Origin of the sequence: Micromonospora sp. RV43 (assembly GCF_001029515.1) — a bacterium.
GTDB lineage: Bacteria > Actinomycetota > Actinomycetes > Mycobacteriales > Micromonosporaceae > Micromonospora > Micromonospora aurantiaca.
The window spans coordinates 1-17,871 of the sequence record NZ_LEKG01000087.1 but is presented as its reverse complement, the minus strand read 5'-3'; the positions used below and the strand labels follow the sequence as shown (position 1 = coordinate 17,871).

The window sequence follows — 17,871 nt, the reverse complement described above, 5'->3', positions numbered from 1 at the left end:
CCGGAGCGCGGCGGACGGGACGAAAAGGGATGATCAGGCCGGAACGCCGAACCGGACCAGCACGTGCCAGAGCTGCTTGAGGTGCTGAAGCGTCACCGCGGCCGGCCCCCGGTCGGCCCAGCGCTGCGGCTCGCGTACCACCGAGGCGGCGGCGCGGCCGACGAGCGCCGCGTGCAGCGGCTCCCCCGGGCGGGCGAACTCGGCGGCGACCCGGACGGCCAGCGGCGGGATGTCCGGGCCGCGGAACTCGGCGTCGACGCCGTCGACGGGCAGCACGAAGCCGGGGTGGAAGCGCAGCGCCACGCCGTGCCGCGCGGCGATGCCCTCCAGGCGGCGCCCCACGTCGGTGCCGCGGAACGACGGGTCGACCACGAGCGCCGCGACGTCGCGGGCCAGGCTGATCTCGCCGTGCACCTGCGCCTCGATGTAGTCGTCCAACGCCCGGCCGACCCGCCCGGACTCCCGTTCCCGGCGGCGCAGCAGCGTCCGCAGCAGCGTGCCGGTGTCCATGCCGGCCACGCCCAGGGCGACGCCGGTACCGGCGGTGGCGGTCAGCAGCGCCGCGAACACCGGCTCGAAGACGTCGACGGTGCCGAACTCGGTGGGCTCGATGTGGCTGTCACCGAAGCTGAACGTCGCCCGGGCCAGCACCTCCGGGCGCAGCCGCAGGTGACACGAACCGAACCGGGGGCAAGCACCGTCGGCGTGGTCGAGCAGGTTCAGGCCGCCGTACTTCGGGCGCTCCGTGGGGAGCACGCCGGGACGCTGGTACGCGCCGCCGAACATCGCCTGCTCCCAGACGTCCCGGTCGCCGCCCGGGTACGCGGTCAGCCCGCCGTTGGAGATGCCGGTCTCGAACTGGCTGCGGTAGACGCCCTCCTCGTCCAGCGCCTCGATCACTGTACGGCCGTCCCGCAGCACCCGGTCGGGGTGGAAGTTGACAGTCAGGCGCCCGTACCCGGTCACCGCGGCGACGACCTCCTCGTACCGGTACCTGGCGCCGGAGGCGGCGAGGTGGCGGGCGATGACGGCGAGCGCCGCCGGGCGGTCGCGCAGCGCGACGTCGCGGACGTGGCGCAGCGCGACGGACTGGGCGGCGGTGAGTGTGGCGACGGGCACGGGCCCGAGTATCACCGGACGGGACCTCGCCCGGCCACACGGTTTCGGTGCCGTCCGAAGCGGACGGACGCCCCCCGGCGCGCGGACGGGCCGGGAGACGCCGTGGGCCCGAACCGGACTGCTCCGGCCGGGCCCGCGCGGGTGTTCGGTCCTCAGTGGCCCCGGGCGATCCACTCGTCCAGGTGCGGCGCCTCGGCCCCGATCGTGGTGTCGTCGCCGTGCCCCGTGTGCACCACCGTCTCCGGCGGCAGCGTGAGCAGCCGGGTACGGATCGACTCGACGATGGTGCCGAAGTCGCTGTACGACCGCCCGGTCGCGCCCGGTCCACCGGCGAACAGGGTGTCGCCGGTGAAGACCGCGCCCAGGTCGGGGGCGTACAGGCTGCACGCGCCGGGACTGTGGCCGGGGGTGTGCAGCACCCGCAGCGTGGTGCCGCCGACGGCGAACGTCTGCCCGTCGGTCAGCTCGCCGTCCGGGGCCGTGTCCGGGTGCACCATGTCCCACAGCACCCGGTCGGCGGGGTGCAGCAGCACCGGCGCGCCGGTGGCCCGGGCCAGCTCGGGCGCGACCCGGACGTGGTCGTCGTGGGCGTGGGTGGCGATGATCGCCAGCACCCGCCGGTCACCGATCACCTCACGGATGGCGGCCACGTCGTGCGGCGCGTCGAGGACGACGCACTCCGAGTCGTCACCGATCACCCAGACGTTGTTGTCCACGTCGAACGTCTGGCCGTCGAGCGAGAACGTGCCGGAGGTGACGGCGTGGTCGACGCGGGCGGTCACGGGAAGACCACCACCGAGCGCAGCACGTCGCCGTGGTGCATCCGGGCGAACGCCTCCTCGACCTGGTCGAGGGCGATCTCCTCGGTGACGAACGCGTCCAGGTCCAGCCGGCCCTGCCGGTACAGCTCGGTCAGCATCGGGAAGTCGCGGCTGGGCAGGCAGTCGCCGTACCAGCTGGACTTGAGCGCGCCGCCGCGGCCGAAGACGTCCAGCAGCGGCAGGTCGACAGTCATCTCCGGGGTCGGCACGCCGACCAGCACGACGGTGCCGGCCAGGTCGCGGGCGTAGAACGCCTGCTTCCACGTCTCCGGGCGGCCGACCGCGTCGATCACCACGTCGGCGCCGAAGCCGCCGGTGGCCGCGCGGATGGCCTCCACCGCGTCGTCCTCGGAGGCGTTGACGGTGTGGGTGGCGCCGAACTTGCGCGCCCAGTCGAGCTTTCGGGAGTCGGTGTCCACCGCGATGATCGTGGTCGCGCCGGCCAGGGCCGCGCCGGCCACCGCCGCGTCGCCGACGCCGCCGCAGCCGATCACCGCGACCGAGTCGCCCCGGGTCACGTTGCCGGTGTTCATGGCCGCGCCGAGACCGGCCATCACGCCGCAGCCGAGCAGGCCGACCGCCGCCGGCCGGGCCGACGGGTCGACCTTCGTGCACTGCCCGGCGTGGACGAGCGTCTTCTCGGCGAACGCGCCGATGCCGAGCGCGGGCGTCAGCTCGGTGCCGTCGGTGAGCGTCATCTTCTGCGTCGCGTTGTGGGTGGCGAAGCAGTACCACGGGCGGCCGCGCCGGCAGGCCCGGCACTGCCCGCAGACCGCGCGCCAGTTGAGGACCACGAAGTCGCCGGGCGCCACGTCGGTGACGCCGTCGCCGACCTGCTCCACGATGCCGGCGGCCTCGTGGCCGAGCAGGAACGGGTAGTCGTCGTTGATGCCGCCCTCGCGGTAGTGCAGATCGGTATGGCAGACGCCGCACGACTGGATGCGGACCACCGCCTCGCCCGGCCCCGGGTCCGGCACCACGATGGTGGTGACCTCCACGGGCGCGCCCTTGCGCCGCGACACGACTCCCCGGACTTCCTGGCTCACGGTGCCTCCTTCGTTGCGTGCATCTGCACCCAGAACCTACCGCTGATCATGACCCGCGAACCAATGAAGGCCGCCGGATTGTCCTGGTCATGACCGGGTACCCGGTGTGCCGGTTCTACCAGGTGGGACGGGAGTGATCATGAGGCTGTCGCATGCGCCGCTGCGGGTCGCCATCGGCGCGTACATCCTGAACTCCGGGCTGGGCAAGCGGGGTCTGGAGGGTGAGGCCGCCGCGGGCATGCACGGCATGGCGGCCGGCGCGATGCCGCAGTTGCGGCAGATCCCGCCGGACCGGTTCGCCGTGCTGCTGTCCCGAGGCGAGGTCGCGCTCGGCGCGGCGCTGCTCGCCCCGTTCGTCCCGTCGCTGCTGGCCGGAGCCGCGCTCACCGCGTTCGGCGCGGGTCTGGTGCAGCTCTACCTGAAGACGCCGGGCATGCGCGAGGGCAGCAGCCTGCGGCCGAGCCAGGAGGGCATCGGCCTGGCCAAGGACGTGTGGCTGGTCGGCGCGGGGCTGACCCTGGTGCTCGACTCGCTGGTGCGGCACCGGCCCTGAGCCGGCCGCGCCGAAACCGCGCCCGGCTGCCCGCGTACTCAGGCCGCCGCCGGCACCGCAGCGGCGGCCCGCTCGTCGGCGAGGCGGCGGCGGGCGGCGTTGCGGTAGCGCAGCACCTGCGCCGCGCCGAGCGCCCAGAGCAGGAACTGCACGGCGAACGCCCAGCGGAACGCGGACAGCGGCGGCGCGTCCCGCCCGGCCGGGGTGGCCAGGTCGAGCACCACGCCGACGGCCAGGATCAGCGCGATCGAGGCGACGAAGCCGCCCACGTTGACGATGCCGGTGGCACTGCCGATGCGGTGCACCGGGTTGAACGTGCGGGCGTAGTCGAACCCGATCATCGAGCCGGGTCCGTTCACCGCGAGCACCACCACGAGCGCCACCAGCAGCCAGTGCGGCGCGCGTCCGGGCCAGGCCAGCACCACCGCCCACACCCCGGCGGTGGTGGCGGTGATCGCGAAGACCACCACCGAGCGGTGGAACGGGTGGCGCGAGCACAGGTGCGCGATCACCGGCCCGCACACGAGCGTCACCACTGTCATCAGGGTGAGCATCCCGGCCGCCGCGGTCGGCGAGAACCCCTGCCCCTGTACGAGGAACGGGTACCCCCACAGCAGCGCGAACACCGCGCCGGAGAACTGGGTGACGAAGTGCGTCCACAGGCCCAGCCGCGTGCCGGGCTGCGCCCAGGCGTCGGCGAGCTGCCGCCGTACGGTGGCCAGGTCGGGGGCGAGCGCGGTGGCGTGTTCGGCGTGCGGGGTGTCGCGTACCGCGACGAGGACCAGCAGCACCACCGTGGCGCCGAGCGCCGCGGCGGTCAGGAACGCCGGGGTCCAGCCCGCGCGGTGCAGCAGCAGCACCAGGGGTACGGCGCCGAGCACCGCACCGAACTGGCCGACGGTGCCGGTGAGCTGCACCAGAAGCGGGTTGCGCCGGCCGGGGAACCAGAACGCGACGATGCGCAGCACGCTGATGAAGGTCATGGCGTCGCCGAGACCGACGAGCACCCGGGCGGCGACGGCGGCCGGTACGTCGCCGGCCACCGCGAACAGGAGCTGCCCGGCCACCATGAGCGCGCCGCCGGCCAGCAGCAGCCGGCGTGAGCCGTAGCGGTCCAGCAGCACCCCGACCGGCACCTGCATGGCGGCGTAGACGGCGAGCTGGGCGACGGAGAACGTGGCGAGCGCGGCGGCGTTGATGTGGAAGCGCTCCGCCGCGTCGACCCCCGTCACGCCGAGGGAGCTGCGGTGGAACACGGCCGTCAGATAGGCGGTGACGGCCACCGCGTACACCAGGGCGGCGGGGCGGCGACCCGCGTTCACCGCAGCGTCCCGAGCATCCGCGCGGCGGTGTCGATGTGCGCGGCGACCGCGTCGTGCCACGCCTGCGGGTCGTCGCCGTCGAGCGCGGCGAGCTGGCCGGCGTGCTCGGTGAGGGCGACCTCGGCCCAGCCGGGTGAGAGCCGGAAGCTCGCCTCGCCCATGCGGAGCTGCCTGTCGCGCAGCCGGTGGTACAGCTCGGCCAGGATCTCGTTGCCGGCGGCCTCGACCACTGCGGCGTGGAACGAGCGGTCGGCGGCCATCAGGGTGGTGATGTCACCGGCGGCGTGCGCGCGGCGCATCTCGTCCAGCCGGCGGGCCAGGTCGGCGCGCAGCTCGGCGCGGCGCGGCCAGACCCGGTCGGCGGCGTGCAGTTCGACCAGGCGGCGGGCCTCGATCACGTCGGCGATCTCCCGGGCCGAGACCGGCCGGATCAGCGCGCCGCGCTTCGGGTAGAGCTTGACCAGCCCTTCGGTCTCCAGCCGCAGCAGCGCCTCCCGGACCGGGGTGCGGGACACCCCCGTCGCCTCGGCGATCTCGCCCTCGCTGACGAGCTGGCCGCCCGGGTAGACCTGTTCCAGGATGGCCTGCTTGAGGTGCCGGTACGCCCGCTCGGCGGCGGACGGCGCGACCCGGCTGGGATGCGTCATGTATCTAAGACTGCTCCCGGGGTCGGCCGGACGGTCCGGCGCGGGCCGGGACAGTGGCGCAGGCCACGGTCAGGCCCACAACTCCCGCAGCAGCGCCTCCACCTCGGCGGTCCGCTCGATCTGCGGCATGTGCCCGGTGTCGCGGAACAGGTGGCTGCGCGCCTCGGGCAGCCGGGTGCGGGCGTACGCCAGGTGCGCGGCGGGCAGGACCAGGTCGCGCTCGCCCCAGACGAGCAGCGTGGGCAGGCCGAGCGCGGCCACCGCGTCGAGCAGGTCGGCGCGCCACTGCGGGCGTACGCCGCGCCAGGTGCCCAGGTCGCGGACCAGCTCCAGCATCACCCGGGCGGCGTGCGGCTGCCGGGCCACCGCGAGCGCGGTGGCGAGCCGCTCGGCGGTGACGTACGCCGGGTCGTGGAAGATCGCCCGTTCGGTCCGGCGGACGATCCCCGGGTGCGGGCGCAGCAGCAGCCGGGCCAGCGGGCGTACCGCGAGCAGCCGCAGCGCCACCGTCACCTCGCGGCCGAAGCCGGCGCTGTTGAGCAACGCCAGGCTGGTGACTCGCCGCGGTTCGTCGGCGGCAAGGCGCATCGCGACCGCCCCGCCGAGGGAGTTGCCGACCAGGTGGGCCGGGCCGGTCACCCCGGCCACGTCCAGGAAGCGGGCCACCGCGGCGGCCAGCGCCGGCAGCGTGTGCGGTCCGTCCAGCGGCGCGGAGCCGCCGTGCCCGGGCAGGTCCACCGCGAGCACCAGGTGGTCGCGGGCCAGCTCCGTGTGCAGGGCGGTGAAGTCGTCGAGGGTACGGCCGATGCCGTGCAGCAGCACCACGGGCGGTCCGTCGCCGCTGATCCGGCAGCGGGTACGCCGCCCGTCGACGGTGCGCTCGCCGGCCGGGGGCAGGGCGAGCGTCACGCCCGGCGTCCGGGTTCCGCCCCGGCCTCCTCGCCGGTGCGGGGAGACGGCACCGGCACGCCGGCGTCGGCCCGCCGGGCCGGACGGAGGCGCATGCCCAGGGCCAGCACCCGGCCGTACCCGGCGGGGGCGACGCGGGCGAGCAGGTCGGGCAGTTTCGCCGACCAGCCGATCAGCACCCGGCCGCGACGGCGCTGCGCGCCGCGCAGGATCACCTCGGCGGCGCTGGCCGGGTCGATGGTGAGCAGCTTCTCGAACTGCTTGCGCCCGGCCTCGTACTCGTCGAGGGCCACGCCGCTGCCGACCCGGGCGCTGGCGGCGATCCGGGTGCGGATGCCGCCCGGGTGCACCGATGTGACGCCGATGCCGTCGTCGACGAGCTCGTGCCGCAGCGCCTCGGTGAAGCCGCGTACGGCGAACTTGCTCGCCGCGTACGCGGCCTGCCCGGCGGGCGCGATCAGCCCGAACAGGCTGGACACGTTCACCAGGTGGGCGCCGGGTTCGGCCTTGAGCGCGGGCAGCAGCGCGTGGGTCAGGCGCACCACCGCCCGGAAGTTGATCTCGATGACCCAGAGGAACTCCTCCAGGGTGACCTGGTCGAAGCGCCCGCCCAGCGCCACACCGGCGTTGTTGATCAGCAGGCGGATCCGGGGGTGCGCACTGTGGATCTCGGCGGCGACCCGGTCGGTGGCGTCGGCGTCGGCCAGGTCGACCAGATGGGTCTCCACCCGCCGGTCCGGGTACGCGGCCCGGATCGCGGCCACGGTGGCGGCCAGGCCGTCGGCGTCCCGGTCGAGCAGCACCAGATCGGCGCCGCGCCGGGCCAGGCCGTGGGCCAGTGCCGCGCCGATGCCGCTCGCCGCGCCGGTGAGCACCGCCGTGCCGCCGGGGAAGACGAGGTCACGCATCGGTTCCTCCCGAGGTGGTGGCCGCCGTGGCGGGTACGCCGGCGCGGTCGAACCGTACGCCGTCGGTGAGCGGGCCGTGCCGCATCAGGCGTACGTCGCGGGGATAGTTCTGGTGCAGCCGCCACGGCGCCTGCGGCCCCTGCTTGGGCAGCTGGTCGACGGCGCGCAGCACGTAGCCGGACTGAAGGTCGATGATCGGCACCAGGTCGTCGGTGTCCGGGGCGAGCGGCGTGACGATCTGCCGGCCGGTGTCGTCGAGGTGGCGCAGCAGCCGGCACACGTACGTGGCGACGAGGTCGGCCTTGAGCGTCCAGGAGGCGTTGGTGTAGCCGATGGTCATGGCGAAGTTCGGCACGCCGGACAGCATCATGCCCTTGTAGGCGACAGTCGAGGCGAGGTCGACCTCGGCGCCGTCGACAGCCAGCGTCATGCCGCCGAGCGCGAGCAGGTTGAGGCCGGTGGCGGTGACCACCACGTCGGCGGGCAGCTCCTCACCGGAGGCGAGCCGGATGCCCTGCTCGGTGAACGTGTCGATGGTGTCGGTCACCACCGACGCGCGGCCGGCGCTCAGCGCGGCGAACAGGTCACCGTCCGGCACCACGCACAGCCGCTGGTCCCACGGGTTGTAGCGGGGCGAGAAGTGCCTGTCGACGTCGTACCCGGACGGGAGGCGGCCCTTCGCGGCCCGGCGCAGGAACCGCTTCACCACGCCGGGGGCGCGGCGGCTGAGCTGGAAGTTGGCCACGCCGAGCGTGACGTTCTTCCACCGGGCCACCGCGTACGCGGCCTTCGGGGGCAGCCAGCGCCGCGCGGCGTCGGCGAACGGGTCGCGCGAGGGCAGCGCGATCACGTACGTGGGTGAGCGCTGGAGCATGGTGACGTGGGCGGCCCGCTCGGCCATGGCCGGGACCAGGGTGACAGCCGTGGCGCCGCTGCCGATCACCACGACCCGCTTGCCGGCGTAGTCCAGGTCGTCGGGCCAGTGCTGCGGGTGCACGAGCGTGCCGGCGTACCGCTCGACGCCGGGGAACCGCGGCGTGTACCCCTCGTCGTAGCGGTAGTAGCCGGAGTTGGTGAACAGGAACGCGCAGGTGAGGGTGACGTCCTCGCCGGTGTCGTCGCGGTGGGCGTGCACGGTCCAGCGCGCGGTGGCGCTGTCCCACTCGGCGCGTACCGCTCGGTGGTGGAAGCGGATGTGCCGCTCCACGTCGTACTCGCGGGCGGTCTGCCGGACGTACGCCCGGATGGAGTCGCCGTCGGCGATGGCCTTCGGGTCGGTCCACGGCTTGAACGAGTAGCCGAGGGTGTACATGTCGGAGTCGGAGCGGATGCCCGGGTAGCGGAACAGGTCCCAGGTGCCGCCGATGACGCCCCGGGCCTCCAGCACCGCGTAGGTCTTGCCGGGGCACTCACGTCCGAGGTGGACGGCGGCGCCGATGCCGGACAGGCCGGCCCCGACGATGAGGACGTCGACGTGGTCTGCGGCCATCGCTTCTCCCGTTCGCACCGGCGGTGGACCGGACACTATCCATCGCCGTCGACTGCAGTCAACACCGTGTCGAGTCGAATCGACAGGGTGTCGAGCGGGTGTAGCATCTGCCGACATGACGACCGCCCGTACGCCGACCGGCGCCGCGCCGACGCGCGGGCGGCGGGCCGGCCGGTCCACCGGCGACGACCGGGAGACCGCGATCCTGGCCACGGCCGAGCGGTTGCTCGCCGAGCGTCCCTTCGCCGACATCTCCATCGACGACCTGGCGCGCGGCGCGGGGATCTCCCGGCCCACGTTCTACTTCTACTTCCCGTCCAAGGACGCGGTGCTGCTCACGCTGCTCGACCGGGTCACCGAGGAGGCCGACGCCGCCGCCGGGGGCGTCTTCGAGCGGCTCGCCGAGGATCCGCGCGCCCACTGGCGGGAGCTGATCGCCCGGTTCCACGCCACGTTCGGCGGGCACCGGGACGTGGTGCTGGCCTGCGCCCAGGTGCGCGGCACCAACGCCGAGGTGCGGCGGCTCTGGGCCGAGGTGCTGGAACGCTGGGTCCGCGCGGTGCAGGCCGCGATCGAGTCCGAACGCGCCCGCGGCGCGGCCCCGGACGGGCTGCCCGCCCGGGACCTCGCCATCGCGCTGAACTCGATGAACGAGCGCGTCTGGTACGCCACGTTCGCCGGGGACGGCCCGGCGGTGGCCGAGCGGGACGTGGTGGACGTGCTGCTCGACGTGTGGCTGACCGCGATCTACCGGACCGCCACGCCGCCGGTCACCGCGTCCGGCGGAACTCCATGACCCAGTTGGTCTCCCACGTGCGCTCACCGTCGGTGGAGAACGCCTGCTCCCAGCGGCACGAGTCGGCGGTGACCGCCGACCAGAGGAACCGGCAGCGTACCGGCCGCCCCTCGTCGGTGTCGTCGGCGTAGAACGTGCCGACGCCGCCGGTGAACCGGCCGACCACCGGGGGCAGTTCCAGCACGCCACGGCTGCTGTGCATCCAGTAGATCGACCACAGCCCGGTCGACGGGTTCAGGATGCGCACCGTGGAGCCGGAGAAGCCCCGGCTCGGGCAGCGCATCTCGTCGAAGCTGCCCGCGCCGTCGAAGAACGAGCGCGCCTCGCTGACACCGGCGAACTCGTCCCAGTCGTCGCTGCCGACGTGGCGCTGCCGCAGGCGCCGGTTGGTCACGTCCCAGGTGCCGACGAGGAAGTCGAAGTCGCCCATCAGCGGCCCACCGGCCCCTCGGCCCGGGCGTCGGCCAGGTAACCCGCGAGGTCCGGCCGGTCCGGTGCGAGCACGTGCCGGATCCAGGCGGTGCGCTCGTGTTCCAGTACGCCCAGTTCCCAGACGCAGCCGACGCCGGGACGGGTGAGGTCGACGAAGTGCGCCGGGTCGTCGTCCGGGCAGTCCAGCGCGGGCTGCCCGGCGATCGCGATGCGGCACTCGACCACGTTGTCGAAGAACCAGCTGTACGCCAGCAGGTACGCCCCGGTGTCCGCGCCCCGGTGCAGCACCACCCAGCTCGCCGGCGGGGTGGAGCCGTCCGGGCCGGGCAGCAGCGACGGCAGGTACGAGTACGCGGCGTCGACCACCCGCGGTTCGAGACGGCGGTCCGGCTGGTCCATGTGGTAGCGCTTGACGTGCCGGCCTGCCACCTGGACGGTCCCCGGCACGGTCAGCTCCTTGTCGTGAAAAGCCATGCGGGCACGCTAGGACCGCTCCCCTGACAGCTAGTGTCAGTGGAATGCGGGCCAGCCGACTCCTGTCCATCCTGCTGCTCCTCCAGGCGCACGGCCGGCTCACCGCCGCCGACCTGGCCGCCCGCCTCCGGGTGTCGGCGCGCACGATCTACCGGGACGTGGAGGCGCTGCACGCCGCGGGCATCCCGCTGTACGGCGAGGCCGGACACGACGGCGGCTACCGGCTCGTGGAGGGCTGGCGCACCCGGCTGACCGGGCTCACCGCCGAGGAGGCGGACCGCCTGCTCTTCGCCGGGCTCCCCGGGCCGGCGGCCGAGCTGGGCTACCAGTCGGTCGTCGCCGCCGTCCAGCTCAAGCTGCGGGCCGCGCTGCCCGCGCCGCTGGCCGACCGGGCGGCCCGGCTGGAACAGCGGTTCCACCTGGACACACCGGGCTGGTACTCCGACGGCGACCCGTCGCCGCACCTGGCCGAGGCCGCCGAGGCGGTGTGGCGGCAGCACCGGCTCCGGGTGCGGTACCGGGGCTGGCGGGGCGAGACGACCCGGCTCCTCGAACCGTACGGGCTGGTGCTCAAAGGCGGACGCTGGTACCTGGTCGCCGCCCGGCCGGACCGCGCCGACCCGGCCACCTACCGGGTCAACCAGATCCTCGACCTGACCCCGCTGGACGAGCCGTTCGAGCGGCCGGAGTTCGACCTGCCGGCCTGGTGGCGCGCGCACGTGGTGGAGTTCCGGGCCGGCCTGCACCGCGACGAGGCGCGCATCCGGCTGTCGCCACGCGGGTTCGCCCGGCTGCGCGAGGTCGGCAGCGACGTGGTGGTGGCCGCCGCCGAGGCGAGCGCCGGCCCGCCCGACGCCACCGGCTGGGTGCACGCGGCCATCCCGATCGAGTCGCTCACCCACGCCCACGGCGACCTGCTCCGGCTCGGCGCCGACGTGGAGGTCCTCGCCCCGGCGGCGCTGCGCACCCGCCTGTCCGAAACCGCCGCCGCCCTGGCTGCCCTCTACCACCCGCCCTCCGCCCCGCCTCTCCCCGGTTGATCAAGGAGTTCGTGTCCCTCCAGGAGATCGACTCGGACACGAACTCCTTGATCACCGGGGCGGGGTGACGGCGTCGGCCACCGTGGAGAGGGCTCGGTCGATCTCGGAGGGCGGTGTCGCCGCGTAGCCGAGGACCAGGCCGGGTGGCTGCGGGCGCCGGCTGTGCCAGGACAGCGGGTGGACCTTGACGCCGCGGCGCAGCGCCGCCGCCGCCAGCGCCCGGTCGTCGACGTCGCCGGGCAGCGTGACCATCAGGTGCAGCCCGGCCGCCGCGCCGTGCACCACCGCCCCCGGCAGGTACGCGCGGACCGCCCGGATCATCGCGTCCCGCCGGCGTACGTGCCGGTGGCGCAGCAGCCGCAGGTGCCGTTCCAGCGCGCCGGACTCCATCAGCTCGGCCAGCACGAGCTGCGGCAACGCCGCGTTGCCGAGGTCGGCCGCCCGCTTCGCGGCCACCACGTCGGCGTGCAGCGCGGGCGGCACCAGCATCCACCCGATCCGCAGGGCCGGCGCGAGCAGCTTGGAGATGCTGCCGACGTAGCAGACCCGATCCGGCGCCATGGCACGCAGCGCCGGCACCGGCGGACGGTCGTAGCGGTGCTCGGCGTCGTAGTCGTCCTCCACCACCAGGCCGCCGTCGCGTGCCCACCGCAGCAGCCGCCGGCGCCGGTCGCCGTCGAGCACCACCCCGGTCGGGAACTGGTGCGCCGGGGTGAGCAGCACGGCCGGAGCGACGGAACGCTCCAGCTCGTCGACACACAGGCCCCTGTCGTCCACCGGGATCGGCGGTGTCGCCAGCCCGGAGTAGACCAGGTGCTGCCGTACGCCCAGCGAGCCGGGATCCTCCACCGCGACGGTGTGCGTACCCCGGTCGTGCAGCACCCGCGCGAGCAGGCCGAGCGCCTGGGACACCCCGGCCACGATCACCACCTCGGCCGGGTCCGCACGGACGCCCCGGTTGCGGGCCAGCCAGTTCGCGACCGCGAGCCGCAGCGCGGGCGTGCCGGCCGGGTCGCCGTAGCCGAGCGCGGCGGGCGTCATCCGGTGCAGCACGGCCCGCTCGGCCCGCAGCCAGGCCGCGCGGGGAAAGGCCGCCAGATCGGGTACGCCGGGAGTCAGGTCCACCTGCGCCGGTACGGCGCGCAGCTCGTCGAACGCGTCGACGCCGGGCCGGGTGGCGAACACCTGCGGTGCTCTCCTCGGCTCGGGCGGCCGGGTGACCACGGCGGCCGGCGTGGCGACCACCACCGTTCCGGCCCGGCCGCGTCCCGCCACCTGCCCGTCCTCGGCCAGCCGCTGGTACGCCTCGGTCACCACACCGCGGGAGACACCCAGCTCGGCGGCGAGCACCCGGCTGGCGGGCAGACGGGTGCCCACCGGCGCCCGTCCGTCGGCGATGGCTGACCGCAGCCGGGCCGCGAGCCAGTCCGCGCGGCCGCCGGGCGGCGCCTCGCCGACATCGAGCTGGAGGAAGTCCGCGCCGGCCGCTTTGGACTCCTCGGGAACGGCAGCTTTGGCCCTGTCCATCGGACCATTATGGGCACAGGCTGGACCGCATGACAGTCGCCTTCCTGCTGACGTCGCTCGTCGTCGCGATCACTCCGGGCACCGGGGTGATGCACACGCTCGCCACCACTGTGACCGCCGGACGCCGGGCCGGCCTGGCCGCTGCCGCCGGGGGCACGCTCAGCCTCGTCCCGCACGTGATCGCCGCGGTGACCGGACTGGCCGCCCTGCTGCGCGCCGGCACCCCGGCGTTCCGCGTGGTGACCTGGCTGGGCGTGGCGTACCTGCTCTGGATGGCCTGGTCGGCGCTGCGCGACCGGGGCACGTTCGCCCTCGACGGCGACCGGCCCCCGCGTCCGGCGGCGGCCGTGTTCCGGGACGGGGTGCTGCTGAACCTGCTGAACCCGAAGGTGACTGTGTTCTTCGTGGCGTTCCTGCCGCAGTTCGTACCGCCGGACGCGCCCGCCGCCACAGCGCGCATGCTCGCCTGTGGCCTGGTGTTCATGGCCGTCACGCTGCTGGTGTTCACCGGGTACGCGCTGCTGGCCGGGGCGTTGCGCCGACGGGTGCTGTCCCGGCCCCGGCTGACCGGGCTGATGCGGCACGCCTTCGCCGGCAGCTTCCTCGTCCTGGGCCTCGGCCTCGCGTTCACCGCCTAGCCCTCAGCACCTGGAAGGAGTCTTCCCGTGCGTTTCCGGCACTCCCCCGAGATCTGGTCGGCCTTTCCCGAACTGACCTGCGGCGTCCTGCACGCCACCGGCGTCACGCCCGACATCGACGTCACGCCCCGGCTGGCCGGGTATCTCGGCGCCGCCCGGGACCGGCTCGCCGCCGGGCCGGAGGGCGGCTTCCCGGAGATCCAGGCGTGGCGTCGCGCGTTCGCCCGGATGGGCTGCCCGCCGACCCGCTACCGCTGCGCGGCCGAGTCGCTGCTGCGCCGGCTGCGGCGGGACGGGGACCTGCCCCGGCTGCATCCGCTCGTGGACCTCGGCAACGCGCTCTCGGTCCGGTGCGCGGTCCCGGTCGCAGTGCTCGACCTGGCCCGGATCGGCGGCGACCTGACAGTGCGCCCGGCCGACGGCACGGAGTCCTATCTAGGGCTCGGCGGTGACAGCGAGCAGCCCGCGCCCGGCGAGGTGATCTTCGCCGACCAGGGCGGGAACGCGCACGCCCGGCGCTGGTGCCACCGGCAGAGCGGCACGTCAGCGGTACGGGCCGGCACCACCGAGGTGCTGGTGGTGGTCGAGGCGATGCACGAGGGGGCGGCGCCGACCGTGCGCCGGATGCTGGACGAGCTGGCGGCGGCGCTGGCCGAACAGTGGCGCGTGCCGTCACGGACGGCGCCGCTCACCGTTGACGCGCCCGAGTTGGCCGTGCCGGTCCGGACGGGCTGACCCGCCGGCGTGGTGACGGCCGGTCGCGCGGCGTGGCGCAGGCTCCGGGCGTCCGGCGACGACGCCGGCAGCCGCCCGGCTCGTCGTCAGGCGTCGGGGTCGGTGCGGTCGCGCGCCATCAGCTCGTCGAACTCGGCCGGGGTGATCTCGCCGGTGCGCAGCCGCCGGGCGTTGGCGGCGAACCGGGCCGTCGCCGCGCCGCGCGGGTCCGGCTCGGTGAGCAGCCCGGCGTCGGCCGTCAGAGCGCTCGCGGCACCCGCCACATCGTGCGAATCGGCCAGGTCGACCGGCTCGCCGTGCAGCTCGCGCAGGGCGTCGGCGAGTCGCGCGTCGGCGGCGTCACCGGTGCCCCACAAGCGCCGGGCGAGGTCGACGGTGCGGCCGAGCGAATCCTCACCCACCCGTTCGGTGCCTATCTCGGCACACATCATGCGCAGGAAGCGGATTGTCACAGCGTCGGAGTCATCGGCGATCACGCCCGTACCCTAGCGAGCGGCTACGACGAAACCGCCGGGCGAGCCGGGGTCGTCCGGCCGGTTGAGGTCGCCACCCGCGGGTAGTGCGCGGACATGCCCGAACGATACGAGGACTACGACCGCGTCGCGATCGTCACCGGCGCGGACTCCGGCATCGGCAAGGCGTGCGCGGTGGCGCTCGCCGGGGCCGGTTACGACATCGGCATCACCTGGTACGGCGACGCGGCGGGCGCCGACCGTACCGCCACCGAGGTACGCGCCACCGGCCGCCGCTGCGAGACCGCCGAGCTGGACCTGACCCGGCTGCCCGAAGCGGCGGCGGTGGTCGACGAGTTGGCCGACCGGCTCGGTGGCCTGGGCGTACTCGTCAACAACGCCGGCACCGGCCTGTCCGAGCCCTTCGTGGACGTGAGCTGGGAGAAGTGGCGGGACGTGCTGGCGGTGGACCTGGACGGGCCGTTCCTGTGCTCGCAGCGGGCCGCCCGGCGGATGCGCGCGGCCGGGCGAGGTGGCCGGATCATCAACATCACCAGCGTGCACGAGCACGCGCCCCGGGTCGGCTCGTCGGCGTACTGCGCGGCGAAGGGCGGGCTCGGCCTGCTCACCAAGGTGATGGCGCAGGAACTGGCGGCCGACGGGATCACAGTCAACGCGGTGGCGCCGGGCGAGATCGCCACGCCGATGACCGGGCAGGAGGACGTCGACCCGTTCACGCAGGAGCGTCCCGGCGTGCCGGTGGGGCGCCCCGGTGACGCCCGCGAGGTGGCAGCGGTGGTGGCGATGCTCGCCTCGCCGGCTGCGGCGTACGTGACGGGGGCGTCGTGGGCGGTGGACGGGGGGATGCTGCTGATGGGTCCGCAGGCTTCTGCGCTTTCCTCCCATTCGTGGCGCGCTGCTTAGTCCTTGGTCACTGTTCGGGCTCCGGTCACCGTTCAGGGCCGGGGGCGACCGTGCCCGGCTCCGGGCGGTCAGGCTTGATCCCTGCGCCGGGCACGGTCGCCCCCGGCCCCGTCGTGGGTCAGGTGCGTTCGTTGCTGCCGGGTTCGGGGGTGGCTCCCACCGCCGCATCCTCTCGGGAGCTTGTGGGCTCGTTCTCGGGGTAGTGGCAGGCGGCGAGCTGTCTGCCGTCGTCGCGGGTGGTCAGCGCCGGTTCTTCGGTGGCGCACCGGTCGGTGGCTTTCCAGCAGCGGGTACGGAAGCGGCAGCCGGATGGCGGGTTGAGGGGGGTGGGCACGTCTCCGGTGAGGCGGATGCGTCCGGCGGGGCCGAGGGTGGTGACGTCCGGGATCGCCGACAGCAACGCCCGGGTGTACGGGTGCTGGGGCCGCGTGTAGATGGTGTCGCGGTCGCCGATCTCGACGATCTTGCCGAGGTACATGACGGCGACGCGGTGGCAGAAGTGCCGCACGACGGCGAGGTCGTGGGCGATGAACACGAACGCCAGGTCGAGATCTTGTTGCAGGCTGCGTAGCAGGTTGATGACCTGCGCCTGGATCGACACGTCGAGGGCGGAGACGGGTTCGTCGGCGACGATGAGTTTGGGTTTGAGGGCGAGGGCGCGGGCGATGCCGATGCGCTGGCGTTGCCCGCCGGAGAACTCGTGCGGATACCTGTTGTAGTGCTCCGGGTTCAGGCCCACGAGTTCCAGCAGCTCCTGGACCCGCTTCTTGACGCCGCCGGGTGGGGTGATGCGGTTGACCTGCAACGGCATCGCCACGATCCGCCCCACCGTGTGGCGGGGATTCAGCGACGCGTACGGGTCCTGGAAGATGATCTGCAGGTCCTGCCGCAACCCGCGCAGCTCACCACGCCCCGCGTGGGTGATGTCCCGCCCCGCGAACTCGATCGACCCGGCGGTGGGCTCCAACAGCCGCACGAGCATCCGCCCGGTCGTGGTCTTCCCACACCCCGACTCCCCCACCAGGCCGAGGGTCTCGCCGGGGCGCACGTCGAAGTCCAGCCCGTCCACCGCCCGCACCGCACCCGTGGCGCGCAGCCCCTGCCGCACGGGGAAGTGTTTGGTCAGGCCGCGTACCGACAGCAGCGGCTCGCCGCCCGGCGCCGCACGGACGGCCTCACCCCGCCGGCCGTCGACCGCGCCCGTCGTGTCCCGGTCAGCACTCATCGGGCCACCCCCACCTGCGCGACCTCGTCGCGATAGATCCGCTCCCGCGCGGCGACCGGCAGGTGACACGCCGCCAGGTGACCCGCCTCCCCCGCCGGAACCAGCTCCGGTACCTCGGTGCGGGACCGGTCGCCGTTCACGTCCGCCCACCGGCACCGCGGATGAAACGCGCACCCCGACGGCAGGTTGATCAGACTGGGCGGGTTACCCGGAATCGGCAGCAGGTCCGCATCGGCGTCACCGTGCAACGACGGCACACTCGACAACAACCCCCACGTGTACGGATGCTGCGGCGCCCGCAACACCCGCTCCACACTCCCGTGCTCCACCGCCCGGCCCGCATACATCACCAACACGTCATCAGCCACCTGCGACACCACACCCAGGTCATGGGTGATCAACACGATCGCCGACCGGAACTCCTCCTGCAGATCCGCCAGCAGATCCAGGATCTGCGCCTGCACCGTCACATCCAACGCCGTCGTCGGCTCATCCGCGATCAGCAGATCCGGATCATTAACCAACGCCATCGCGATCATCGCCCGCTGCCGCATCCCACCCGAGAACTCATGCGGATACTGATCGAACCGCCGCGCCGGCTGCGGAATCCCCACCCGGCCCAGCATGTCCACCGCCCGCGTCCGCGCCTCCCGCCGACCGGCCCTCGGATGATGCACCCGGTACGCCTCAGCGATCTGCCTACCCACCGAGTAGTACGGATGCAACGCCGACAACGGATCCTGGAAGATCATCGCCATGTCCCGGCCCCGCAGCCGCCGCACCTCCTCCTCACCCAACCCCACCAGCTGACGCC

20 protein-coding genes are annotated in these 17,871 nt (G+C 74.0%); 6 read left to right on the top strand and 14 right to left on the bottom strand.

The genetic code is table 11. The features are described from left to right. Window positions 1-33: 33 nt before the first annotated feature. The 3 genes from ABD52_RS20880 to ABD52_RS20870 form a co-directional block, all read right to left on the bottom strand. Window positions 34-1,134 (bottom strand): DUF3626 domain-containing protein, encoded by a 1,101-nt coding sequence (locus ABD52_RS20880; protein ID WP_047892919.1) that lies wholly within the window; start codon window positions 1,132-1,134, stop codon window positions 34-36. Between the two features lie 137 nt (window positions 1,135-1,271). Continuing rightward, entirely contained in the window at window positions 1,272-1,901 is a 630-nt protein-coding gene (locus tag ABD52_RS20875) for an MBL fold metallo-hydrolase (RefSeq protein ID WP_047892918.1), read from the bottom strand. After that, window positions 1,898-2,986: an S-(hydroxymethyl)mycothiol dehydrogenase gene (locus ABD52_RS20870; protein ID WP_013286410.1), complete on the bottom strand. Its 1,089-nt coding sequence runs from the start codon at window positions 2,984-2,986 to the stop codon at window positions 1,898-1,900. The genes ABD52_RS20875 and ABD52_RS20870 overlap by 4 nt, the downstream gene beginning before the upstream one ends. A 139-nt stretch (window positions 2,987-3,125) precedes the next feature. On the opposite strand from ABD52_RS20870, the gene ABD52_RS20865 reads away from it, so the two are divergent. After that, entirely contained in the window at window positions 3,126-3,539 is a 414-nt protein-coding gene (locus tag ABD52_RS20865; RefSeq protein WP_013476735.1) for a hypothetical protein, read from the top strand. Window positions 3,540-3,577: 38 nt separating this feature from the next. On the opposite strand, the gene ABD52_RS20860 is transcribed toward ABD52_RS20865, so the two are convergent. From ABD52_RS20860 to ABD52_RS20840, 5 genes are all read right to left on the bottom strand, one after another. Continuing rightward, window positions 3,578-4,861, bottom strand: coding sequence for a nitrate/nitrite transporter (locus ABD52_RS20860; RefSeq protein ID WP_013476734.1), 1,284 nt, complete (start codon window positions 4,859-4,861; stop codon window positions 3,578-3,580). Further along, entirely contained in the window at window positions 4,858-5,508 is a 651-nt protein-coding gene (locus tag ABD52_RS20855) for a GntR family transcriptional regulator (RefSeq protein ID WP_047892917.1), read from the bottom strand. The genes ABD52_RS20860 and ABD52_RS20855 overlap by 4 nt, the downstream gene beginning before the upstream one ends. 69 nt (window positions 5,509-5,577) lie before the next feature. Beyond that, a complete protein-coding gene (locus ABD52_RS20850) occupies window positions 5,578-6,417 on the bottom strand; it encodes an alpha/beta fold hydrolase (protein ID WP_047892916.1) in 840 nt (279 codons plus the stop codon). Next, window positions 6,414-7,325 (bottom strand): SDR family oxidoreductase, encoded by a 912-nt coding sequence (locus tag ABD52_RS20845; protein WP_047892915.1) that lies wholly within the window; start codon window positions 7,323-7,325, stop codon window positions 6,414-6,416. The genes ABD52_RS20850 and ABD52_RS20845 overlap by 4 nt, the downstream gene beginning before the upstream one ends. After that, window positions 7,318-8,814: an NAD(P)/FAD-dependent oxidoreductase gene (locus ABD52_RS20840; RefSeq protein WP_047892914.1), complete on the bottom strand. Its 1,497-nt coding sequence runs from the start codon at window positions 8,812-8,814 to the stop codon at window positions 7,318-7,320. Before ABD52_RS20840 ends, ABD52_RS20845 begins: the two co-directional genes overlap by 8 nt. Window positions 8,815-8,929: 115 nt before the next feature. Here ABD52_RS20840 and ABD52_RS20835 point away from each other — a divergent pair, with 115 nt between their 5' ends. Further along, complete coding sequence (locus ABD52_RS20835) at window positions 8,930-9,610, top strand: TetR/AcrR family transcriptional regulator (protein ID WP_013286417.1); 681 nt, start codon at window positions 8,930-8,932, stop codon at window positions 9,608-9,610. On the opposite strand, the gene ABD52_RS20830 is transcribed toward ABD52_RS20835, so the two are convergent. Beyond that, window positions 9,585-10,040 carry a hypothetical protein gene (locus tag ABD52_RS20830; protein ID WP_013286418.1) on the bottom strand — a complete coding sequence of 152 codons (456 nt, stop codon included), beginning with the start codon at window positions 10,038-10,040 and terminating at the stop codon, window positions 9,585-9,587. The genes ABD52_RS20835 and ABD52_RS20830 overlap by 26 nt on opposite strands. Then, window positions 10,040-10,516, bottom strand: coding sequence for a hypothetical protein (locus ABD52_RS20825; protein ID WP_047892913.1), 477 nt, complete (start codon window positions 10,514-10,516; stop codon window positions 10,040-10,042). The genes ABD52_RS20830 and ABD52_RS20825 overlap by 1 nt, the downstream gene beginning before the upstream one ends. 44 nt (window positions 10,517-10,560) lie before the next feature. Between ABD52_RS20825 and ABD52_RS20820 the strand changes: the two genes are divergently transcribed. Beyond that, window positions 10,561-11,556 carry a YafY family protein gene (locus ABD52_RS20820; RefSeq protein WP_047892912.1) on the top strand — a complete coding sequence of 332 codons (996 nt, stop codon included), beginning with the start codon at window positions 10,561-10,563 and terminating at the stop codon, window positions 11,554-11,556. Between the two features lie 51 nt (window positions 11,557-11,607). Here ABD52_RS20820 and ABD52_RS20815 read toward each other — a convergent pair whose 3' ends face one another. Then, window positions 11,608-13,083: a PLP-dependent aminotransferase family protein gene (locus ABD52_RS20815; RefSeq protein ID WP_047892911.1), complete on the bottom strand. Its 1,476-nt coding sequence runs from the start codon at window positions 13,081-13,083 to the stop codon at window positions 11,608-11,610. 29 nt (window positions 13,084-13,112) lie between these two features. Between ABD52_RS20815 and ABD52_RS20810 the strand changes: the two genes are divergently transcribed. Together ABD52_RS20810 and ABD52_RS20805 are read left to right on the top strand one after the other, a co-directional pair. Further along, window positions 13,113-13,721: a LysE family translocator gene (locus ABD52_RS20810; protein WP_047892910.1), complete on the top strand. Its 609-nt coding sequence runs from the start codon at window positions 13,113-13,115 to the stop codon at window positions 13,719-13,721. Window positions 13,722-13,748: 27 nt separating this feature from the next. Continuing rightward, window positions 13,749-14,456: a B3/4 domain-containing protein gene (locus ABD52_RS20805; RefSeq protein ID WP_047892909.1), complete on the top strand. Its 708-nt coding sequence runs from the start codon at window positions 13,749-13,751 to the stop codon at window positions 14,454-14,456. Between the two features lie 86 nt (window positions 14,457-14,542). Here ABD52_RS20805 and ABD52_RS20800 read toward each other — a convergent pair whose 3' ends face one another. Then, a complete protein-coding gene (locus tag ABD52_RS20800) occupies window positions 14,543-14,932 on the bottom strand; it encodes a hypothetical protein (protein WP_047892908.1) in 390 nt (129 codons plus the stop codon). 93 nt (window positions 14,933-15,025) lie between these two features. On the opposite strand from ABD52_RS20800, the gene ABD52_RS20795 reads away from it, so the two are divergent. Next, window positions 15,026-15,832, top strand: a complete 807-nt coding sequence (locus ABD52_RS20795) for an SDR family oxidoreductase (protein WP_047892907.1) — start codon at window positions 15,026-15,028, stop codon at window positions 15,830-15,832. Between the two features lie 118 nt (window positions 15,833-15,950). Here ABD52_RS20795 and ABD52_RS20790 read toward each other — a convergent pair whose 3' ends face one another. Both ABD52_RS20790 and ABD52_RS20785 read right to left on the bottom strand, forming a co-directional pair. Continuing rightward, entirely contained in the window at window positions 15,951-17,057 is a 1,107-nt protein-coding gene (locus ABD52_RS20790; RefSeq protein ID WP_047892906.1) for an ABC transporter ATP-binding protein, read from the bottom strand. After that, on the bottom strand, window positions 17,054-17,871 hold an 818-nt coding region (locus ABD52_RS20785; RefSeq protein WP_047892905.1), incomplete at its 5' end, for an ABC transporter ATP-binding protein. The genes ABD52_RS20785 and ABD52_RS20790, both read right to left, overlap by 4 nt.